This window comes from Actinoplanes sp. NPDC051861 (genome assembly GCF_040681145.1).
Lineage (GTDB): Bacteria > Actinomycetota > Actinomycetes > Mycobacteriales > Micromonosporaceae > Actinoplanes.
Genome location: NZ_JBFAYE010000013.1, coordinates 118,224 through 135,836 on the forward strand (window position 1 = coordinate 118,224; position 17,613 = coordinate 135,836).

Consider the following 17,613-nt stretch of genomic DNA (forward strand, 5'->3'; position numbering starts at 1 on the left):
GTCTACCGGGGCTGTGCCAGCACCCATCGTCCTCGGCCGGCGCGCTTGGCCTCGTACATCGCGGCGTCGGCGGAGCGCAGCATCTGCCGGCCGGGCACCGCGTCCGGGCCGTGGGCGGCGATGCCGACGCTGGCGCCGACCTCCAGCCGGTGCTCCCCGAAGGGGATCGGCCGGGCCACCTCCGCGATGATCCGCTCCGCCAGCCGGACGGCCTCCGGGCCCGGCAGCGACGGGCACAGCAGCACGAACTCGTCGCCGCCGAGCCGGACCACGAGGTCGCCGGTGCGCACGATCCCGGACAGGCGCCGGGCCACGGTGGTCAACACCTCGTCGCCGGCCTCGTGCCCATGCGCGTCGTTGACCTCCTTGAAACCGTCGAGGTCCAGGTAGAGGGCGGCGACCGGGCCGGACTGCTCGCGCTCCATCTCGGCGGCCAGCACGGTCCGGTTGGCCAGGCCGGTGAGCGGATCCCGGCGGGCCTGCTCGGCGAGCCGCGCCTGGGCCCGCTCCTGCTCGCGGACCGCGATCGTGAAGCGGGCCAGCACGAAGGCGGTGCTCAGCGCGGTGGCGGCCAGTGCGATCACGGCGTTGCGCTGCAGGCCCGACTGGAAGAGCGTCAGCGTGGGCGCGGTCAGGAACGCCAGCCCGAGGAAGAGGACACGGGAGGGATGCAGCACGTTGGCCCGCTGCCCGGCGGTGGTCAGCTCGGCGCGCCCGCGGTGCAGGCACGCCGCGACGAGCAACGCGTTGCCCAGCATGATCAGCGCGCCGAGGCGGGCCACCAGCTCGTAGTCGAGGAAGTACGGCAGCACGTTGTAGGAGATGTCGATCGCCAGGTAGAGCACCACGGCGGCGAGGACCAGGCGAGTTGGCGCGCCCCGGTCACCCGGCGACAGCGCGATGAACAGGATCGCCGCGAGCAGCGCCACGTCGGCGACCGGGTACAGCGCCGGGATCACGACCTCGGCGGTCGTGTATCCCTGGCCGAGCGTCGGCACGATGAGGAACTGCCAGCTCGCCAGCGCCGCGGCGACCGTCAGGGTCAGCCCGTCGAGAACGGCGCTGCGCAGGCGGCCCGGCGCGCGGCGGCGGGCCATCATGGTCAGGGCGACGGCTAGCAGCGCGTACCCGGCGAGCCAGCACGCGTCGGCGACACCGACCGGCGGCACCGCGGAGCGCAGGACGGAATAGGCCATCTCGATCGCGTCGCCGAGCAGCCACAGCGTCTGCGCCGTGGCGACCAGCGTCCAGGGGCGGCGGTCGGTGGCCGTGACGCGGCGAGCCGCCAGCCAGCCCGCCACGCACAGCGCCACATACGTGGCGAAGTAGAGGACGTCACCCGGGCCCGTGTCGTAAGCCAGGAAGGACGCGGCGACGGCAAGCGCCGCCGCCCCCGAGGAACAGGCGGATCCCGCGTGGTGACATGGCCGAACCGTCGGCAGGCCCGCGGGCGAACTGTGTGTCACGCAGCGTGAACGCGGACACACTGACCCAATCGGGTCAGTCGTCCTGGATGGCGGGCTCCAGCGACGGCGGGCGGGAGCGGATCTCGAGGTTGCTGAACCAGGTCGTCACGCGTACCCGGATCTCGGGGGTGCCGGGCAGGCGCGGAACCGCCGCGAGACGCGTCTCCTGGCTGCTCAGCGCGACGACGCCGGTCACCTCGACCTCGACACCCTGCGGGACGATGATCTTCAGCTCGCCGAAGACACAGCAGCCGTTGATCTCGATGACGTCCTCGGCGGTGGCCACGTCCCGCAGGTCGATCTTGGTGGAGCCGAAGACCGTGTAGGTGCCCAGACGCCGGCTGCGCAACCGCCAGCGGCCGCGGCGCTTGGTCTGGCTGAACACGGTGACGATCTTCTCGACGGTGCGGGCGGACCCGACCACCGGTGTCGGGGCGATGTCCCTGGTCACCAGCGCGAGTTCGGACTCGCTCTCCGCGGACCAGACGGCTCCGACCCGTACGCTGAATTCTTCAAGAGTGAGGCGCCCCTCACCGCACGCCTGCTGCAGAAGCTCAGCCACCCGCTCCCGGTCGCCGTCCGAAGGACGCGCCGGCACTGGAATCCCCACGGGGCGAACCTAACCACTCACCGCAACCGAACGGCAACCCCGCCCGCACCGGTGCGGCAACCGCGGCCGTCAAGGCTGCTGATCATGAGAAAGAGAATCGGAGCGGCGGTGGCCGTGGTCGCCGCCGTCGTGAGCCTGGCCGGTGGGATCGCCGGTCCCCTGTACGCGGTGTTCGGGGCGAACTGACAGACTTGCAGGATCATGACGCTGACCGATCGCCTTCCGGGTAACGCCGAACCCGACGCCGTCTTCGATGCCTTCCAGTCCTGGGTGACGGAACAGGGCCTCACCCTGTACCCGCATCAGGAGGAGGCGCTCATCGAGATCGCGACCGGCGCCAACGTCATCCTGAACACCCCCACCGGCTCGGGCAAGAGCCTGGTCGCGACCGGCGCGCACTTCGCGGCGCTGGCCTCCGAGCGCACGACCTTCTACACCGCACCGATCAAAGCTCTGGTCAGCGAGAAGTTCTTCGCGCTCTGCCAGACCTTCGGCGCGCACAACGTGGGCATGCTGACCGGCGACGCGAGCGTCAACGCGGACGCCCCGATCATCTGCTGCACCGCGGAGATCCTGGCCAACCTGGCGCTGCGCGAGGGCGCCGAGGCCGACGTCGGCCAGGTGGTCATGGACGAGTTCCACTTCTACGCCGAGCCGGATCGCGGGTGGGCGTGGCAGGTGCCGCTCATCGAGCTGCCGCAGGCCCAGTTCATCCTGATGTCCGCGACGCTCGGCGACACCACCCGCTTCGTCGAGGATCTCTCCCGGCGCACCGGGCGCGAGACCGCCGTCGTCAGCAACGCTGAGCGTCCGGTCCCGCTCCTTTTCGAGTACGCGATGACGCCACTGCACGAGACGATCGAGGAACTGCTGTCGACGAGGCAGGCGCCGGTCTACATCGTGCACTTCACCCAGGCTGCGGCTCTGGAGCGCGCCCAGGCGCTGATGAGCATCAACATGAGCACCCGGGCGGAGAAGGACGCGATCGCCGCCGCCATCGGCAGCTTCCGGTTCACGGCCGGGTTCGGGCGCACCCTGTCGCGGCTGGTGCGCCACGGCATCGGTGTGCACCACGCGGGCATGCTCCCCAAGTACCGCCGCCTCGTGGAGACCCTGGCGCAGGCCGGCCTCCTGAAGGTCATCTGCGGCACCGACACCCTGGGCGTCGGCATCAACGTGCCGATCCGGACCGTGCTGTTCACCGGTCTGTCCAAGTACGACGGGGTGAAGACCCGGCTGCTCAAGGCCCGGGAGTTCCACCAGATCGCCGGGCGGGCCGGCCGAGCCGGGTACGACACGATCGGCACCGTCATCGTGCAGGCCCCGGAGCACGTGATCGACAACGAGCGGGCGCTGGCCAAGGCCGGTGACGATCCGAAGAAGCGGCGCAAGGTGGTGCGCAAGAAGCCGCCGGAGGGGCAGATCGGGTGGGCGCGGCCCACGTTCGACCGTCTCGTCTCGGCCGATCCGGAGCCGTTGACGTCGTCGTTCCAGGTGTCGCACGCGATGCTGCTGAACGTGATGAACCGGGGCGGTGATCCGTTCGCCGCCATGAAGCATTTGCTGACGTCGAACCACGAAGATCCTTCTGCGCAGCGCCGCCATATTCGCCGCGCCATTGCGATCGCTCGTGCCTTGATCGCCGGCGGGGTGATCGAACGCGTCTCGGCCGGGACATACCGCCTGGTCGAGGATTTGCAGCTCGATTTCGCATTAAATCAGGCATTGTCGCCGTTTGCGCTTGCGTGTCTGGAGCTGCTCGACCGTGAGTCCCCTGAATATCCCCTGGACGTCGTCTCGGTGATCGAGTCGACCCTGGAGGACCCGCGGCAGGTCGTCTCCGCGCAGCGCCAGAAGGCACGCGGCGAGGCGGTCAACGCCATGAAGGCCGAGGGCATCGAGTACGAGGAGCGCATGCAACTCCTCGAGGACGTCACCTGGCCGATGCCGCTGCGCGAACTCCTCGAAGCCGCCTACGAGACCTACCGCCGCGGCCACCCGTGGGTCGCCGACTACGAGCTGAAACCGAAATCCGTGGTCCGCGACATGTACGAGCGCGCCATGACCTTCACCGAGTACATCTCCTTCTACGGCCTGTCCCGCTCCGAGGGCCTGGTCCTGCGCTACCTGGCCGACGCCTACCGAGCGCTGCGCCAGACCGTCCCCGAGGACGCCCGCACCGAGGAACTCACCGACCTCATCGAATGGCTCGGCGAACTCGTACGCCAGGTCGACTCCAGCCTCCTCGACGAATGGGAACGCCTGCGCAACCCCGGCGCCGCCGTCGAAGAGGTCCGCATCGACGACAAACCACCCGCGGTCACCCGCAACACCCGCGCCTTCCGCGTCCTGGTCCGCAACGCCATGTTCCGCCGCGTCGAACTCGCCGCCCTGCGCCGCTGGGACCTGCTCGGCGAACTGGACGCCGAGGCCGGCTGGACCTCCGAACGCTGGCAGAAGGCCATCACCGAGTACTTCGAGGAGTACTCGTCGATGGGCACCGGCCCGGCGGCGCGCGGCCCAGCCTTCCTGCACATCGAGCAGGGCACCGAGGCCTGGACGGTCCGCCAGATCTTCGAAGACCCCGAGGGCGACCACGACTGGGGCATCGAAGCCCTCGTCGACCTGTCCGCCTCCGACGAATCCGGCTCCGCCGCGATCAGGGTGACGGCGGTCGGCCCCCGCTGACGGGTGACAGCACTTCACAACCCGGGCCCGCACCCGCTCTCTCTCCATGACGGAGACTTCAGCGGAGGTTGAGACATGGCAGGCAGAGCGGGCAGGCGCCGGGAGCTTCCCCAGGAGGGTGGCGGTCCGGGGCTGGTCCTGGTGATCAATGGGACGCTCATCGGTGTCGGCGGGGTCTTCCTGGCGACGGCCTCGGTCGCGGTCACCGGTATCGCGGCGGCTGCGGCGGTGGCGATGGCCGCGGTCGTCACCCTCGCCGGCGGCTACTCCCAGGTGTAGGCGTCGACGGGGCCGAAGTCGATGCTGTCCATGCCGAAGTTGTAGCTGTCGAAGGCGTCGTACTCGGCGAAGTCGTAGCCGGAGAAGTCCAGGCCGCTCCAGTAGTCGGTGCTCTCCCCGAAGCCTTCCAGACTGCCGAAGTCCCAGGTCTCCGGCATGGGGGCGCTCATCGACGGTGAGCCGCCGTAGTACTGGAACGAGTTGCCGACGTCGTAGAGGTCGCCGCCGAAGCTGCCGGTCAGGTTGCTCCAGTCGAGGAGCTCGGGGGTGCCGAAGTCGCCGTCGGCGGGGACCGGGGACCACCAGTCGTTCATCCAGTCGGTCTGTTCGGCGGGCGGGGCGAAGCTCAGCTCGGTGCCTTCGTAGAGGGGGTTGCCGTCGACCCAGTTCGACAGGCCCTCCGCGCTGACCGGCAGCCGCAGGCCGATGCCGGCGAGCAGGGCGTGGTCGCGGATCTCCTCGGGCGCGATCTCCACCTTGCCGTCGACGACCAGCGTGGCCGACCCGGAGCCGTCCCAGGCGACGGCGTCGCGTACGCCCATGCGGATCAGCGAGTCACGCAGCTCGGACATCAGTGGCCCGTCGGTGCCGTGCGGCTGGACCAGGACAATGACTGTGCCGTCGGGCCCGAGGCCGGTCACCACCTTGCCCACGTCGCGGCCCAGCTTCTCGAAGCTGGCGAAGCCCTCGTTGTTGCGCTGCACCAGGAACTGCTCGTTCCCCGCGCCGGGCGGGCCGGTCGGCGGCAGGCCGGCCGGCGCGTCGTCGCGGTAGACGTTGCCGACGCCGAACGGCAGGCCGTCCTTGAGGATGGGGATGCCGCCGCCGAACGCGAGGGCCGAGTCGAGCGGCGGGTCGCCGGCGCCGAGACGCCAGGTGGCGCCGGAGCCGTCCGGGTCGGGTTTGACCACCAGGTGGTTGGTGAGCGGGGAGGACTCGCCCACGATCGTCTTGCCGTCCTGAATGACCAGGCCCTCGACGTCCACCAGCATCGGTGAGATGTCGCCGGTCACGTTGTACTGGATGCCGCCCAGAATCTTGCCGAGCACCGGGATCTCGAAGGCGAGCAGTTCGCCGTCGATGACCACCTCGAACGCCGGTGTGTCCTTCGCGGCCGCGGCGCCGGTCAGCGTCCCGCCGCTCTCACGCAGCACCGGGAAGCCCTCGGGGTTCTTGAGGATGATCCCGGTGACGTTGCCGTCGGTGAAGCGGATCGGGTCGAACGGGTTCTCGGCCAGCCGGGACCGGATCTCGGCGAGGAAACCGTCCGTGTCCGCATCGGTGGCCGGCAGTTGCAGCGCCGGCGACGACGCCGCGGCCAGCGTGATCGGCTGGGCTGCGAAGACCTGCTGATCCACCTGGTCCGCCTTGCCGCCGAGACCCGCGCCCAGCTTCGACAGCCGGTCCTGGACGTCGCCGAGCAGAAACGCGCTCTGGCTGGACACGTCGGCCATGCCGAGGGCGGTCAGCACCGTATGCCGCACCTCGTCCGCCTGCCCGGCGGCGTCGTACAGCGCCCGGCTCAGCTCACGCGTACCGTCCGCATCGATCCCGACGTAGGCCATCGCCACCACTCCTCTGCTCGACACACGGGGTAACCCGCCTTCGCCGCGAGCCGTGGTGACGGTTCCCTCAGCTCGCCGTGTCGGCCAGGGCCTGGTCCAGGATGGACAGGCCCAGGTCCAGTTCCTCCTCGGTGGAGGTCAGTGGGGGTGCGATGCGGAAGACGCCGCCCATTCCGGGCAGCTGGACCACGTTCATGTGCAGGCCCAGCTCCAGGCAGCGGCGGGTGACGGCGGCGCCGCGCTCGTCGGCCGAGCCGCCGGGTGCGGCCTCCAGTTCGAGGCCGATCAGCAGGCCGCGGCCGCGGACGTCGCCGATCACCGGGTGGCGCTCGCCGAGAGAGAGGAGGCCGGCGCGCAGGTGGTCGCCGAGTGAGGCCGCGCGGGCGTCGAGTTTCTCCTGCTGCAGGACGTCCAGGACGGTGTTGCCGACGGCGGCCACGAGGGGGTCGGAGACGTGGGTGGTGAAGAACAGGAAGCCGCGTTCGTGGGCTGTCTGTTCCAGCTCGGGGGTGGTCACGACGGCGGCCAGGGGCAGGCCGGCGCCGAGGGTCTTGGAGAGCGTCAGGATGTCGGGTACGACGCCGTCGCGCTGGAAGGCGTACCAGTCGCCGGTGCGGCACAGGCCGGTCTGGGCCTCGTCGAGGATCAGCAGGCCGCCGCGTTCGTGGACCCTGTCGCGCAGCGCCGCCAGGTAGCCGGGTGGCAGGTCGAGTACGCCCCCGGAGCTCAGGATCGGCTCGACGATGCACGCGGCCAGACTGCCGACGGACTGGGCGTCGAACAATTCGAAGCCGTAGTCGAGCTGCCGGCACCAGTCCAGTGAGCCGTCCGGCGCGGTGAAGTCGGGACGGTAGGTGTTGGGTGCCGGGATGGCGAAATTGCCCGGCGCGGCCGGCCCGTACCCTTTGCGCCCGGCACTGTAGGTGGCGCTCGCCGCAGCCTGCGTCATGCCGTGCCAGGACCGCGCGAAGGAGATGACCTCGTGGCGCCCGGTCGCCAGCTTCGCCATCCGGATGGCGGCCTCGTTGGACTCGGCGCCGGTGGTCAGCAGCAGCACCTTGCTCAGCGGGTCGGGCAGTGACTCGGACAGGCGCCGGGCGAGCTCCACCACGGGACGGCTGAGCATGCCGCTGAACAGGTGGTCGAGGGTGGCGGCCTGCCGCTGGACGGTGGCCACGACGGCCGGGTGCGAGTGGCCGAGGATGCCGCTCATCTGCCCGGAGGTGAAGTCGAGGATCCGGCGGCCTTCGGCGGTGAAGACGAAGCTGCCCTCGGCCCGCTCGATGATCTCCGGCGTGAACCGGCCTGCGCCGGAGTAGCGGACGAGGTGACGCTCAGCGCCGGACCAGAAGGAGTCAGCCATATGTCGACGCTAAGAACCCGCCGAGCGTCACGTCCATCTCACGTTTCTGGTCGCACTGTTAAGTAGAGTCGTACAGTGCTGAATCCGTGGCGGCTGCGGCTGCTGGCCGATCTGGCGACGTACGGCACGGTCCGCGCGGTCGCCCAGCGCGGCAACCTCAGCCCGTCGGCGGTGTCGCAGCAGCTGGCCACCCTCGAACGGGAGACGCGGACCGCGCTGCTGGAACGCACCGGGCGGCGGGTCCGGCTCACCGCGGCCGGGGTGCTGCTGGCCGGCCGGGCCCGGGAGATCCTCGCCGCGATGGACGCCGCCGAGGCCGAACTGCGCGGGCTGGCCGACGAACCTGCCGGCACGGTGACCCTCGCCGCGTTCCAGAGCGCGGTGCACGCCCTGGCCCAGCCCGCGGTCACCCGGCTGGCCGCCCGGCACCCGGACGTCACCGTGGTCCTGCTCGAACTGGAACCGCACGAGAGCATGCCGGCGCTGCGCCGCGGCGACGTGGACGTCATCATCACCACCACCGACTTCCCCGGCGCCGAACTCGACCCGGCGATCGACCTGGTCCCGATCGCCGCCGACGAGATCGTGCTGGTGCTGCCGGCCGGTCACCCGCTGACCGCGGCCGAGGCGGTCGCCCTGGAAGCCTGCGCCGAGCAGCGGTGGACGTTCGACGTGACCGGCTCCTACATGTCCGGGCTGGCCACCCGCCTGTGCCGGGAGGCCGGCTTCGAGCCGTCGGTGATCTGCCGCTTCAACAACTACATGATCGCGCTGCAGCACGTGGAGGCCGGCGGCTCGATCACGATGCTGCCGAGCCTGGCGATCGACCTCCGCTACCGGGTGGCGACCCGCCCGCTGACCCCACCGGTGACGCGCCGCATCATCGCCGCGTCGCGCCGCCTGCCCACCCCACGCCCCGAGATCACCGCTCTGCTGGCCACCCTGGTCACCATTTCCCGTGCAGGGTGAGGGTCTCCAGCATGTGCTGCCAGACGGCCTCGTCCTCCGGCCGGGTCATTTTTATCTCCACAGCCAGCAGATAGCGATGGTCGGCCGGCCACGCATATGCATATCGCCACCGCGCACCGTAGTCGCATTCCCATGTCCCCCAGCGGCCGGTCAAGGCGAGCCGGTCCAGCGTGAACGGGCCGGACTGTTCCAGTTTGCAGCCGTTGGGGCCGAACACCTTCGCGAGGGAGTCCGGGGTGAATTTCGCCTCGGTGACCACGCGGGTGGAGCCGCCGGCGAACGCGCCCGGCATCGCGTTGCGGCCGAACCAGTCGTTCACGTTCGGGGCCGCGTTCAGGCCGGGGCCCACGTTCACCTCGCGGAAGTACGGGTCCAGGCCGGGGTGCCAGCCGTTGCCCAGATGGTGGGTCCAGGTGTCCGGCACCTCCAGCGAGAGCCGCCCGGTGTCGTCGGTCACGCGGTGGTAGGCCACCGGCGGTGCCGCCTGCCGGGCGGGTGCGCGAGCGGACAGATGGATGCCGGTGGCGACGGCCAGCACGGTTCCGGTCACGGCCGCGGCGAGCAGGGCGCGGCGTGGGCGCGGGGCACGCCTGCGGGGCGTGACCGGGCCGGAGTCGCGAGCCAGGGCCTCTTCGAGGACCTTCAGCCAGGACAGCGCGGTGGGCTGGCGAGCGCTGGGTGCCGGGTCAAGACCGGTCAAAATCGCATTGCGTACGCAAGGACCGGCCGGACTTTCCGCGAGCAGGCGCTCGGAGTCCGGTGCCGGGGGCGCGCCGACGAGCATGCGGAACAGCAGAGCGCTGCACGCGTACACGTCGGCGGCCTGACTGACCGCGGCCGCCGCCGCCTGCTCGGGTGCCATGTAGCCGGGCGTGCCCACCGCGACGCTGTATCCGCTCGCGGCCCGGCTCAGGTCCTTGGCCAGCCCGAAGTCGCCCAGCGCGAGCCGCTCGCCGGCCGCCAGCACCGGTTCGGCGCCGTCCGCGCCCTCCTCGGGCCGGCCGGTGAACAGCAGGATGTTGCCGGGTTTGATGTCGCGGTGCACCACACCGGCGCGGTGCACCTCGCTGAGCGCCAGCGCGACCTGCCGGGCCACCGCGACCGCCGCGGGCAGGGTGACCCGCTCCCCCGCCGCGGCGAGGGCGTCGAGGCGGTCCTGCAGGGTGCCCAGGTCGGCGTGTTCCATCACGAAGTAGGGCCGGCCGTCGGGCAGCTGGCCGATGTCGTAGATCCGCACCAGGCGGCGGCTCTCCAGGCGGCGCAGCAGGCGGGCCTCGTCGAGGAACCGCTCGCGCACCCCGGCGTCGAGGTTCCACCGCGGCGCCAGCACCTTGATCGCGACGCGGCTCTCCAGTTCCTCGTCGACCGCCAGGTGAACCGTCGCGAAGGAGCCTTCACCCAATGGGCTGACAATGCGGTATCTGCCGATCCGGCCGGTATCCTGCACAGTGGTCCCGCCAATTCTGTCCGACAGCTCTCTGCGCATTCTTATATCACCGCCGACATCCCGGGGAAACGAGTGCCGGAACCGACGAAACACGAATCAGAAATTGATTCGGAAATGGTGGAGGAATGGGCGTCGGCGGCCGCCGGCGGTAATCCGGCCGCGCTGCGGCGGCTGTTGTCGGCGATCAGTTCCGGGCGGCTGGCGCATCCGGCGCTGCGCCGGGTGCTGGCCGACGCGGCGGACGTCGAGGACGCCGCGCAGGAGACGCTGATCGCGGTGAGCCGCGGCATCGGCACGTTCGCCGGGCGGGCCCGGTTCACCACGTGGCTGCACCGGGTGGCCACCAACGCGGCCCTGGACGTGCTGCGGCGCAGGGACCGCGGCGGCATCCCCTCGCAGGATCTGCCGGAGCCCGCGCTGCGCGCCGGTGAGCTGCGGCGGATGAGCTCGATCGCGGCCACCCGGCTGGACGTGGAGAACGCGATGCGGCTGCTGCCGGACCGCTATCGCGAGGCGCTGCGGCTGCGGGAGTGGGAGCAGCGATCGTACGAGGAGATCGCCGCGGAACTGGATCTGCCGGTCAACACGGTCCGCACCCACATCAGCCGCGGCCGCCGTCTGCTAGCCGTCTATCTCACGGCGGGCGCGGCTCGACAGGACACTCGATAGGGTGGCCGCCGCGGTGGCCGCGACGCTGGGGAACCGCACGGTGAACGTGGTGCCGAGCCCCGGCGTGCTGGTCGCGTCCAGGGTGCCGCCGTGGTCGGCGACGATGCGACGGGCGATCGTCAGGCCCAGCCCCGAGCCGCCGGTGGCACGCTGCCGGGCCGGGTCGGCGCGCCAGAACCGGTCGAACACCCGCGTCACCTCCTCCGTCGTCATGCCGACGCCGGAGTCCCGTACGCTCAAAATCGCCGCATGCGAATCCCGCTCCACCCGGATCTCCACCCGCCCGCCCGCGTCGGTGTATCGGATCGCGTTGCTCAGCAGATTGCCCAGCACCTGGCGGGTCCGGTCCGGGTCGGCCTCCACCCGCACCGGCTCCGGAGCGTCGACCACCAGATCCACACCGGCTGCCGCCGCGACCGCCCGGTGCGCCGTCACCGCCGTCTCGGCCAGCTCGGCCAGGTCCACCGGCACCTTCGCGTATTCCAGCTCCCCCGCCTCGGCCAGCGCGAGAACCTGCAGGTCGTCGAGGATGCGCCGCTGCAGCAGGGTCTCCTCGTGCAGCGACGCGAACAGCTCCGGGCTCGGCTCGATCACACCGTCTGCCAGCCCCTCCAGATAGCCGCGCAGGTTCGACAGCGGCGTACGCAACTCGTGCGCCACGTCGGCGACCAGCCGGCGCTGGCGTTCCTCGCTGCGCTGCAGCGCCTCGGCCATGGCGTTGAACGACGCCGACAGCCGGGCCAGCTCGTCCTCGCCGCGGGTCGGTACCCGCACGTCCAGGCGCCCGGCCGCGAGCTGCAGCGACGCCCCGGTGAGCAGCCGCACGGGCCGGCTGACCCGGCGCGCTATCCAGGCCGTGCCGAGCGCGGCCGCGACCAGCAGCGCCGCCGCGCCGAACACCGCCGGGCGGCCCAGCGCGTCGAGTTCGTTGCGCGCCTGCGCCCCGAAGTAGATCTCCACGGGTACGGCGGTGGTGCTCGACGCCGCCTCGGTGAACGCCCCGCTCAGGCAGCTGGAGAACGGCGTTGGCGCCGCCTCGGCCCAGCAGGACGCCAGCTGGGTGAACGACGAGTCCAGCCAGTAGCGGTCGTCGTGCACCTTGGCCAGCGCGGTCTGCACGCACCGCAGCTCGCCGAGCTGGTCGGCGTTGAGGTAGGGCATCCGGTCGGTCGCGGTGGCGGCCTTCTCCGCCTGGTCGCCGGCCACGCACCGGACCGAGACCAGCGCCGCCCGGTACTGGGCGAGCTGGTACAGCGCCTGCACGGCCGGGTCGGTGAAGGCCCCGCTGGTGGGTATCGGGCCGAACAGGTTCTCCGGCAGCCGCGGCGCGGTCAGCACCTCACCGTTCGGGTTCTTGCGCGAGATGATCCCGGCGCTGCCCAGCTCCTTGATCCGCCGCTGCCGGATGCCGTTCTCCCGCAGCTCGACCCGGTCGACCTGCTCCCCGGCCCAGGCGGAGATCGCCTCGTCGAGCCGGGGCACCGGATCCACCGCGGCCGAGACCAGCTGCACCGGCCCGACCGAGCGGCCGGCCATCGCGTCGGAGTCGGTGAGCACGTCGTCGCCGTCGCGGGCCTGCACCCGGATGTGCAGGCCGGTGGACCCGGCGAGCTCGGCGACCACCCGGTCGATGCCGTTCCAGCGGCCGTTGCGCACGCCGAACACGCGGATCCGTTCGACGATCTCGGCCTGGTGCCGGTCGCGGGCGGCGTCGGCCTGCGTCACCTCCCGCGAGGTCAGGCTAAGCGTGAGCCAGGCGGTGGCGCCGATCGCCGTACCGGCCACCACCAGGACCAGCAGGAAGATCCGCAGCCGGAAACTCACCGCTCGGCCATCCGGTAGCCGCGCCCGTAGACGGTCTGCACGAACCGCGGCTCGGCCGGATTCTCCTCGATCTTGCGGCGCAGGTTGACGATGTGGGCGTCGATGGTGCGCTCGGAGACGTCGTTCTCGAACCCGAACGTCTTGTCCAGGATCTGGCCCCGGGTGAAGACCCGGCCGGGTTCGCGGGCGAGCAGTTCCAGGATGCCGAACTCCTTGGCGGTCAGCTTGATGACGGTGCCGTTGCGGCGTACCTCGAAGCGCGGTGGATCCACCTCGAGCTCGCCCACCCGCAGCACCTCGGCGGTCTCGCCGCCGCGCAGCCGGCGCAGCAGCGCCCGGATCCGCGCGGTCAGCTCGCGCGGGCTGACCGGCTTGCTCAGATAGTCGTCGGCGCCGATGTCCAGGCCCAGCAGCATGTCGTTCTCGGCCGAGCGGGCGGTCACCATCACGATCGCCACGTCCGACTCGGCGCGCAGGATCCGGCACACGTCCAGCCCGTCGACGAGCGGCATCATGACGTCGAGCACCACCAGGTCCGGCTTGCGCGAGCGGGCCTGTTCCAGGGCCGCCCGGCCGTCACCGACGGTCAGCACCTGATGGCCCTCGCGTTCCAGGTACAGCCGGATCAGCTGGGCATGCTTGGGATCGTCGTCGGCTACCAGGATGCGGGCGGTCACGGTTCGCATTCTCGCCCAGCCCGTCCACCCGGCAAAGAAATGTCAGGAACCGGTGAAGAAGCGGGCGGGTTCCGGTGCGCGTGCGGATCGCTGCGGGAATCGCACAGGTTCTTCACATGCCCGGACCTACGTTCGGCCTCCCTGTGTCGCTGGAGGCTTCGATGTGTGGACTGAGCGCTTTCGTCAGCAGCCGGCCGGACGCCGGCCCGCCGGACGCGGACTCGGCGGCGGCCTTCGCCGCCGCGCTGGCGACGATGCGCCACCGCGGCCCGGACGACACCCAGATCGAGTACGGCGACGGGTACGCGTTCGGCTTCAACCGGCTGGCGATCATCGACCGGGAGCACTCGGTGCAGCCGATCCGGTACGCGGACCGGTGGACCGTGGTGTTCAACGGTGAGATCTACAACTACCGGGAGCTGCGGGCCGACCTGATCCGCGAGCACCAGGCCGTGTTCGCCACCGAGGGCGACTCGGAGGTCCTCGCGGCGGCGTTCCACTACTGGGGTGAGGCGGCGCTGCCCCGGCTGCGCGGCATGTTCGCGTTCGTGGCGTTCGACCACCGCACCGGCACCCTGCACGCGGCCCGCGACGCGTTCGGCATCAAGCCGCTCTATCTGCTCGAAACCGCCGACGGGCTGTTCCTGGCCAGCGAGCGCAAGGCCCTCGACACGTTCGCGGCCGGTGCCGGCGGCGCGCTGGACACCGACGCGCTCGCCCACTACCTGACCTTCCAGTACGTGCCGGAGCCGCTCACCCTGCACCGGCACATCCGGCGCCTGCCGCCCGGGCACCGCCTCGTCTGGACGCCCGGCGGCGGTGTGCGCGAGCACCGCTGGTTCCGGCCGTCGCTGCGGCCGCTGCGGGTGCAGCCGGAGGCCGCGCACCACGCGATCCGCGACGCGCTGAGCGCCAGCGTCCAGCGGCACCTGCACGCCGACGTGCCGGTCGGCGCGTTCCTGTCGAGCGGCGTCGACTCGTCGGCGATCGTCGCCCTCGCCTCCCGGGTCGACCCGTCGATCCACGCGTTCACGGCCGGTTTCGCGGCGCACGGATACTCCGAGATCGAGGTCGCGCAGGACACCGCTGATCAGCTGGGTGTGCGGCTGACACCGACAATCGTCACCGACGAGGATGTTTTATCTTTTTTGCCGCAAATCGTCCATTTGCTGGATGACCCGGTCGCGGACCCGTCGCTGATCCCTCTCTATTTCCTGGCCCGGACCGCCTCCCGCTACGTCACCGTGGTGCTCTCCGGCGAAGGCTCCGACGAGTTGTTCGGCGGTTACCGCATCTACCGCGAACCGCAGTCGCTGTCCGGCGTCGAACGGCTGCCGGACGGCATGAAGCGCGGCCTGCGCCACCTGGCCGACGCGCTGCCCGAGGGGGTGCGGGGCCGCTCCTTCCTGGAACGCGGCACCACCCCGATCGAGCAGCGCTACTACGGCAACGCCCGGATCTTCACCACGGACGAGAAGGCCCGGCTGCTGCGCTACACCGCCCAGCCGCACACCGCCGTCACCGCCCACCTGTACGCCGAGACCGCGGACGTCGACGACGTCGCCTCCATGCAGTACGTCGACCTGCACACCTGGCTGCCCGGCGACATCCTCGCCAAGGCCGACCGGATGTCCATGGCGCACAGCCTGGAACTGCGCGTGCCCTTCCTCGACCAGCAGGTGTACGCGGCCGCGGCCGGGCTGCCCACCGAGCTGAAGCTGCCGGCCGGCTCGCAGACCACCAAGCACGCCCTGCGCGAGGCGATGCGCGGCATCGTCCCCGAGTCGGTCCGCAACGCCACCAAGCTCGGCTTCCCCACCCCGACCCGGCTGTGGCTGCGCGGCCCGATCGGTGACTGGGTGGACACGCTGCTCGCCGGATCGCAGGCCGGCCACCTGATCGACCTCGAGTACACCCGCGGGCTGCTGGCCGAGCACCGCCGCGGCGACGCCGACCGCTCCCGCAAGGTGTGGACCGTCGCGATGTTCTGCCTGTGGCACGCCATCAAGGTCGAACGGTCGATCACGGTGGCCGAGCCGGCGATCACCGGCGGCGCCGGACGTGCCGCACGGTGATTTCCCGCGCCCCGCTATCGGCGGGGCCGGAAGTGCCGTGCGGTGACGAAGGCGCTCACCTCCTCACCGAGCGTGCGGCCCTGCGCGCTGGCCGACCGGAAGTGGATGCCGCCCCAGATGCGCGCACCCAGCACCTCCGCCGAGGCCTGCGAGAAACTCGTGAAGTACCGGGTCGTGCCGGCCGCCTCGCTGTACGCGCTGAACGGGATCCGGTCCCGGCCGAAGAACGTGTGCATGGTCGCCATCCGCGAGGCGGTGCCGCAGGTGTGCCCGGAGGGGTGATCCGGGAACGCCGGTGCCACCAGCAGCGAGTCCCACGCCGGGTCACCCTGCGTCCGCGGGTTGCCGTCGCCGTCGCCCTCCCGGATGCCGGTGATCGGCCGCCAGAAGCTCCAGTACCGCTTGTCGTCGAAGCAGGCGATCTGGGCGTCCACCGCGATGATGTCGATCATCGCGAACATCCGCGCGGTCTGCAGCACGGTCAGCCGCTGCGTCTCGGCGACCTGCCGTTTGATCTGCCACTCGGTGTTGTTGCGGTCGTGCCACCAGATCGCCGCCTCGGTCTGGTCGGCGGTGCGGGTCGTGCTCTGCAGCGCGCCGACCACCTTGATCTCGTTGAAGTCGCGGGCGTACGCGGCGCTGCTCAGCGGGGCCGGCCCGTCGGTGCGGAAGGCGGCCGGGTCGGGCACCAGGAACGGCTTGATGAACGCGACCTGCCCGGCCGTCGAGGCGAAGGCGGGCGGGGTGGGCCGCCACTGCCCGGGCGCGGTGCCGATCACCCACTGCTGGGTGCCGTCCGACCCGTCGCCGGTGCGGGCGGCGATGATCGCGGCGGCGGTGCGCTCACCGACCGCGACACCGCCCCGCTCGGCGGGCCCGTCCGGGATCGCGGCCAGCGCCTCGTCGTACTGCCCGCGCAGCCGGTCGGCCTGCTCCGGCAGGATCGTGGCGAGCACCCGGTAGGCCGCGGTGGCCACGGCCGCGTCGGCCGACTCACGCCCGGTGGCCCGCGGCGCGCCGAGATACGGTTCGTACGGCTTACCCGCGATGGCGTTCACCGCGTCGTAAACGGCACCGCTGACCATCGCGAAGCTGCGGCTCTGCACCCACGGCAGCTGCTGGCCGAAGTCCCAGATCGCGGTCTGCGCGTGCCGGTCCCAGACGATCACCGAGTTCGGCACGGCCGGGGCCCCGGCGGCCGCGGGCACCGGCGCCACGATCACCGCCCCGATCAGAACGAAGGCTGTCACGAAACGTCTCATGGTCCCTCCCGTTCGGGTAAGAGATTCACATGAATCGATAAAACCCTAGGCGGTGAACCCCGGCCGTGACCCCGCGGGTCGCCATCGCGACTCGACGGCGTCAAACGAACGTTTTACGCTGGGTGGTGTGGGATACGAGTGGCTGGCCGAGGCGCTGGCCGCGCTGCGCGACGTCGAGACGTGGGAGGTGACTCAGGTGCTGTCGGCGAAACGGCGGCTGCCGCTGGCGGCGGAGAGCGCCGGGGTGCACTTCCTGACGATCAGCGGCCGCACGGACGCGGGCAGGCCACTGGTCGTGGCGGTCCGGCTGCTCGGCGGTTATCACCAGCAGATCATCGGCGCCCGCGCGATGACCCCTGAGGAACTGGCCCGGTTCGAGGCATGGGAGCGGTCATGACCCAGCACTACAACGACAGTCAGATCGCCGCGGCGGCCGCAGCCTTCGCCGCCGGCGACGTCCGCTACGACACCTCGGTCACCGCGGTGCTCCCCCCGGCCCCGGACACCGAGCCGATGGTCCCGCTCGGCGTGCGGGTCCCGCCCGCACTCGCCCAGAGGGTACGAGCGGCGGCCGAACAATCCGGCGTCCCCTACTCCCAGCTGGTCCGCGAATGGATCGAGCTGGGCCTCACCGACATGGCAGGCGACCTGACGGTCTCGGTGGCGGTCCTGCGCCGGGCGATCGCCCACGCCGCCCAGACCGGCCACGCCGCCTGAGA

Annotated in this window: 15 protein-coding genes; 7 read left to right on the top strand and 8 right to left on the bottom strand. The window is 71.1% G+C overall.

Going from position 1 to position 17,613, the window contains the following annotated elements; all coding sequences use genetic code 11:
- Window positions 1-2 precede the first annotated feature (2 nt).
- Complete coding sequence (locus AB0M02_RS29235) at window positions 3-1,466, bottom strand: GGDEF domain-containing protein (protein ID WP_364232432.1); 1,464 nt, start codon at window positions 1,464-1,466, stop codon at window positions 3-5.
- Between the two features lie 34 nt (window positions 1,467-1,500).
- Window positions 1,501-2,076, bottom strand: coding sequence for a DUF1707 domain-containing protein (locus AB0M02_RS29240; RefSeq protein WP_364232435.1), 576 nt, complete (start codon window positions 2,074-2,076; stop codon window positions 1,501-1,503).
- A 201-nt stretch (window positions 2,077-2,277) separates the two neighbouring features.
- On the opposite strand from AB0M02_RS29240, the gene AB0M02_RS29245 reads away from it, so the two are divergent.
- Both AB0M02_RS29245 and AB0M02_RS29250 read left to right on the top strand, forming a co-directional pair.
- Complete coding sequence (locus AB0M02_RS29245) at window positions 2,278-4,764, top strand: DUF3516 domain-containing protein (protein WP_364232437.1); 2,487 nt, start codon at window positions 2,278-2,280, stop codon at window positions 4,762-4,764.
- A gap of 75 nt (window positions 4,765-4,839) precedes the next feature.
- Window positions 4,840-5,043, top strand: a complete 204-nt coding sequence (locus AB0M02_RS29250) for a hypothetical protein (protein WP_364232439.1) — start codon at window positions 4,840-4,842, stop codon at window positions 5,041-5,043.
- Here the strand turns inward: AB0M02_RS29250 and AB0M02_RS29255 are convergent.
- Both AB0M02_RS29255 and AB0M02_RS29260 read right to left on the bottom strand, forming a co-directional pair.
- Window positions 5,028-6,608: a phosphodiester glycosidase family protein gene (locus AB0M02_RS29255; RefSeq protein ID WP_364232441.1), complete on the bottom strand. Its 1,581-nt coding sequence runs from the start codon at window positions 6,606-6,608 to the stop codon at window positions 5,028-5,030. The genes AB0M02_RS29250 and AB0M02_RS29255 overlap by 16 nt on opposite strands.
- A 67-nt stretch (window positions 6,609-6,675) precedes the next feature.
- Window positions 6,676-7,971, bottom strand: a complete 1,296-nt coding sequence (locus AB0M02_RS29260; RefSeq protein ID WP_364232443.1) for an aspartate aminotransferase family protein — start codon at window positions 7,969-7,971, stop codon at window positions 6,676-6,678.
- A gap of 75 nt (window positions 7,972-8,046) precedes the next feature.
- On the opposite strand from AB0M02_RS29260, the gene AB0M02_RS29265 reads away from it, so the two are divergent.
- The gene (locus AB0M02_RS29265) at window positions 8,047-8,940 is read left to right on the top strand and encodes a LysR family transcriptional regulator (RefSeq protein ID WP_364232446.1); all 894 of its coding nucleotides are present in this window, start codon (window positions 8,047-8,049) and stop codon (window positions 8,938-8,940) included.
- Here the strand turns inward: AB0M02_RS29265 and AB0M02_RS29270 are convergent.
- The gene (locus AB0M02_RS29270; RefSeq protein ID WP_364232449.1) at window positions 8,918-10,426 is read right to left on the bottom strand and encodes a serine/threonine-protein kinase; all 1,509 of its coding nucleotides are present in this window, start codon (window positions 10,424-10,426) and stop codon (window positions 8,918-8,920) included. The two genes, AB0M02_RS29265 and AB0M02_RS29270, sit on opposite strands and share 23 nt — an antisense overlap.
- Before the next feature lie 75 nt (window positions 10,427-10,501).
- Between AB0M02_RS29270 and AB0M02_RS29275 the strand changes: the two genes are divergently transcribed.
- Window positions 10,502-11,056, top strand: a complete 555-nt coding sequence (locus tag AB0M02_RS29275) for an RNA polymerase sigma factor (protein ID WP_364232452.1) — start codon at window positions 10,502-10,504, stop codon at window positions 11,054-11,056.
- Here the strand turns inward: AB0M02_RS29275 and AB0M02_RS29280 are convergent.
- Together AB0M02_RS29280 and AB0M02_RS29285 are read right to left on the bottom strand one after the other, a co-directional pair.
- Window positions 11,009-12,880 (bottom strand): ATP-binding protein, encoded by a 1,872-nt coding sequence (locus AB0M02_RS29280; RefSeq protein WP_364232455.1) that lies wholly within the window; start codon window positions 12,878-12,880, stop codon window positions 11,009-11,011. The genes AB0M02_RS29275 and AB0M02_RS29280 overlap by 48 nt on opposite strands.
- Window positions 12,877-13,566 carry a response regulator transcription factor gene (locus tag AB0M02_RS29285; RefSeq protein ID WP_364232458.1) on the bottom strand — a complete coding sequence of 230 codons (690 nt, stop codon included), beginning with the start codon at window positions 13,564-13,566 and terminating at the stop codon, window positions 12,877-12,879. The genes AB0M02_RS29280 and AB0M02_RS29285 overlap by 4 nt, the downstream gene beginning before the upstream one ends.
- Window positions 13,567-13,718: 152 nt before the next feature.
- Here AB0M02_RS29285 and asnB point away from each other — a divergent pair, with 152 nt between their 5' ends.
- Window positions 13,719-15,632, top strand: a complete 1,914-nt coding sequence (gene asnB / locus AB0M02_RS29290; RefSeq protein ID WP_364232461.1) for an asparagine synthase (glutamine-hydrolyzing) — start codon at window positions 13,719-13,721, stop codon at window positions 15,630-15,632.
- A 14-nt stretch (window positions 15,633-15,646) separates the two neighbouring features.
- Here asnB and AB0M02_RS29295 read toward each other — a convergent pair whose 3' ends face one another.
- The gene (locus AB0M02_RS29295; RefSeq protein WP_364232464.1) at window positions 15,647-16,894 is read right to left on the bottom strand and encodes a vanadium-dependent haloperoxidase; all 1,248 of its coding nucleotides are present in this window, start codon (window positions 16,892-16,894) and stop codon (window positions 15,647-15,649) included.
- A 127-nt stretch (window positions 16,895-17,021) separates the two neighbouring features.
- Between AB0M02_RS29295 and AB0M02_RS29300 the strand changes: the two genes are divergently transcribed.
- Both AB0M02_RS29300 and AB0M02_RS29305 read left to right on the top strand, forming a co-directional pair.
- Complete coding sequence (locus AB0M02_RS29300; RefSeq protein WP_364232467.1) at window positions 17,022-17,291, top strand: hypothetical protein; 270 nt, start codon at window positions 17,022-17,024, stop codon at window positions 17,289-17,291.
- Entirely contained in the window at window positions 17,288-17,611 is a 324-nt protein-coding gene (locus AB0M02_RS29305) for a hypothetical protein (protein ID WP_364232469.1), read from the top strand. The genes AB0M02_RS29300 and AB0M02_RS29305 overlap by 4 nt, the downstream gene beginning before the upstream one ends.
- Window positions 17,612-17,613: the final 2 nt, after the last annotated feature.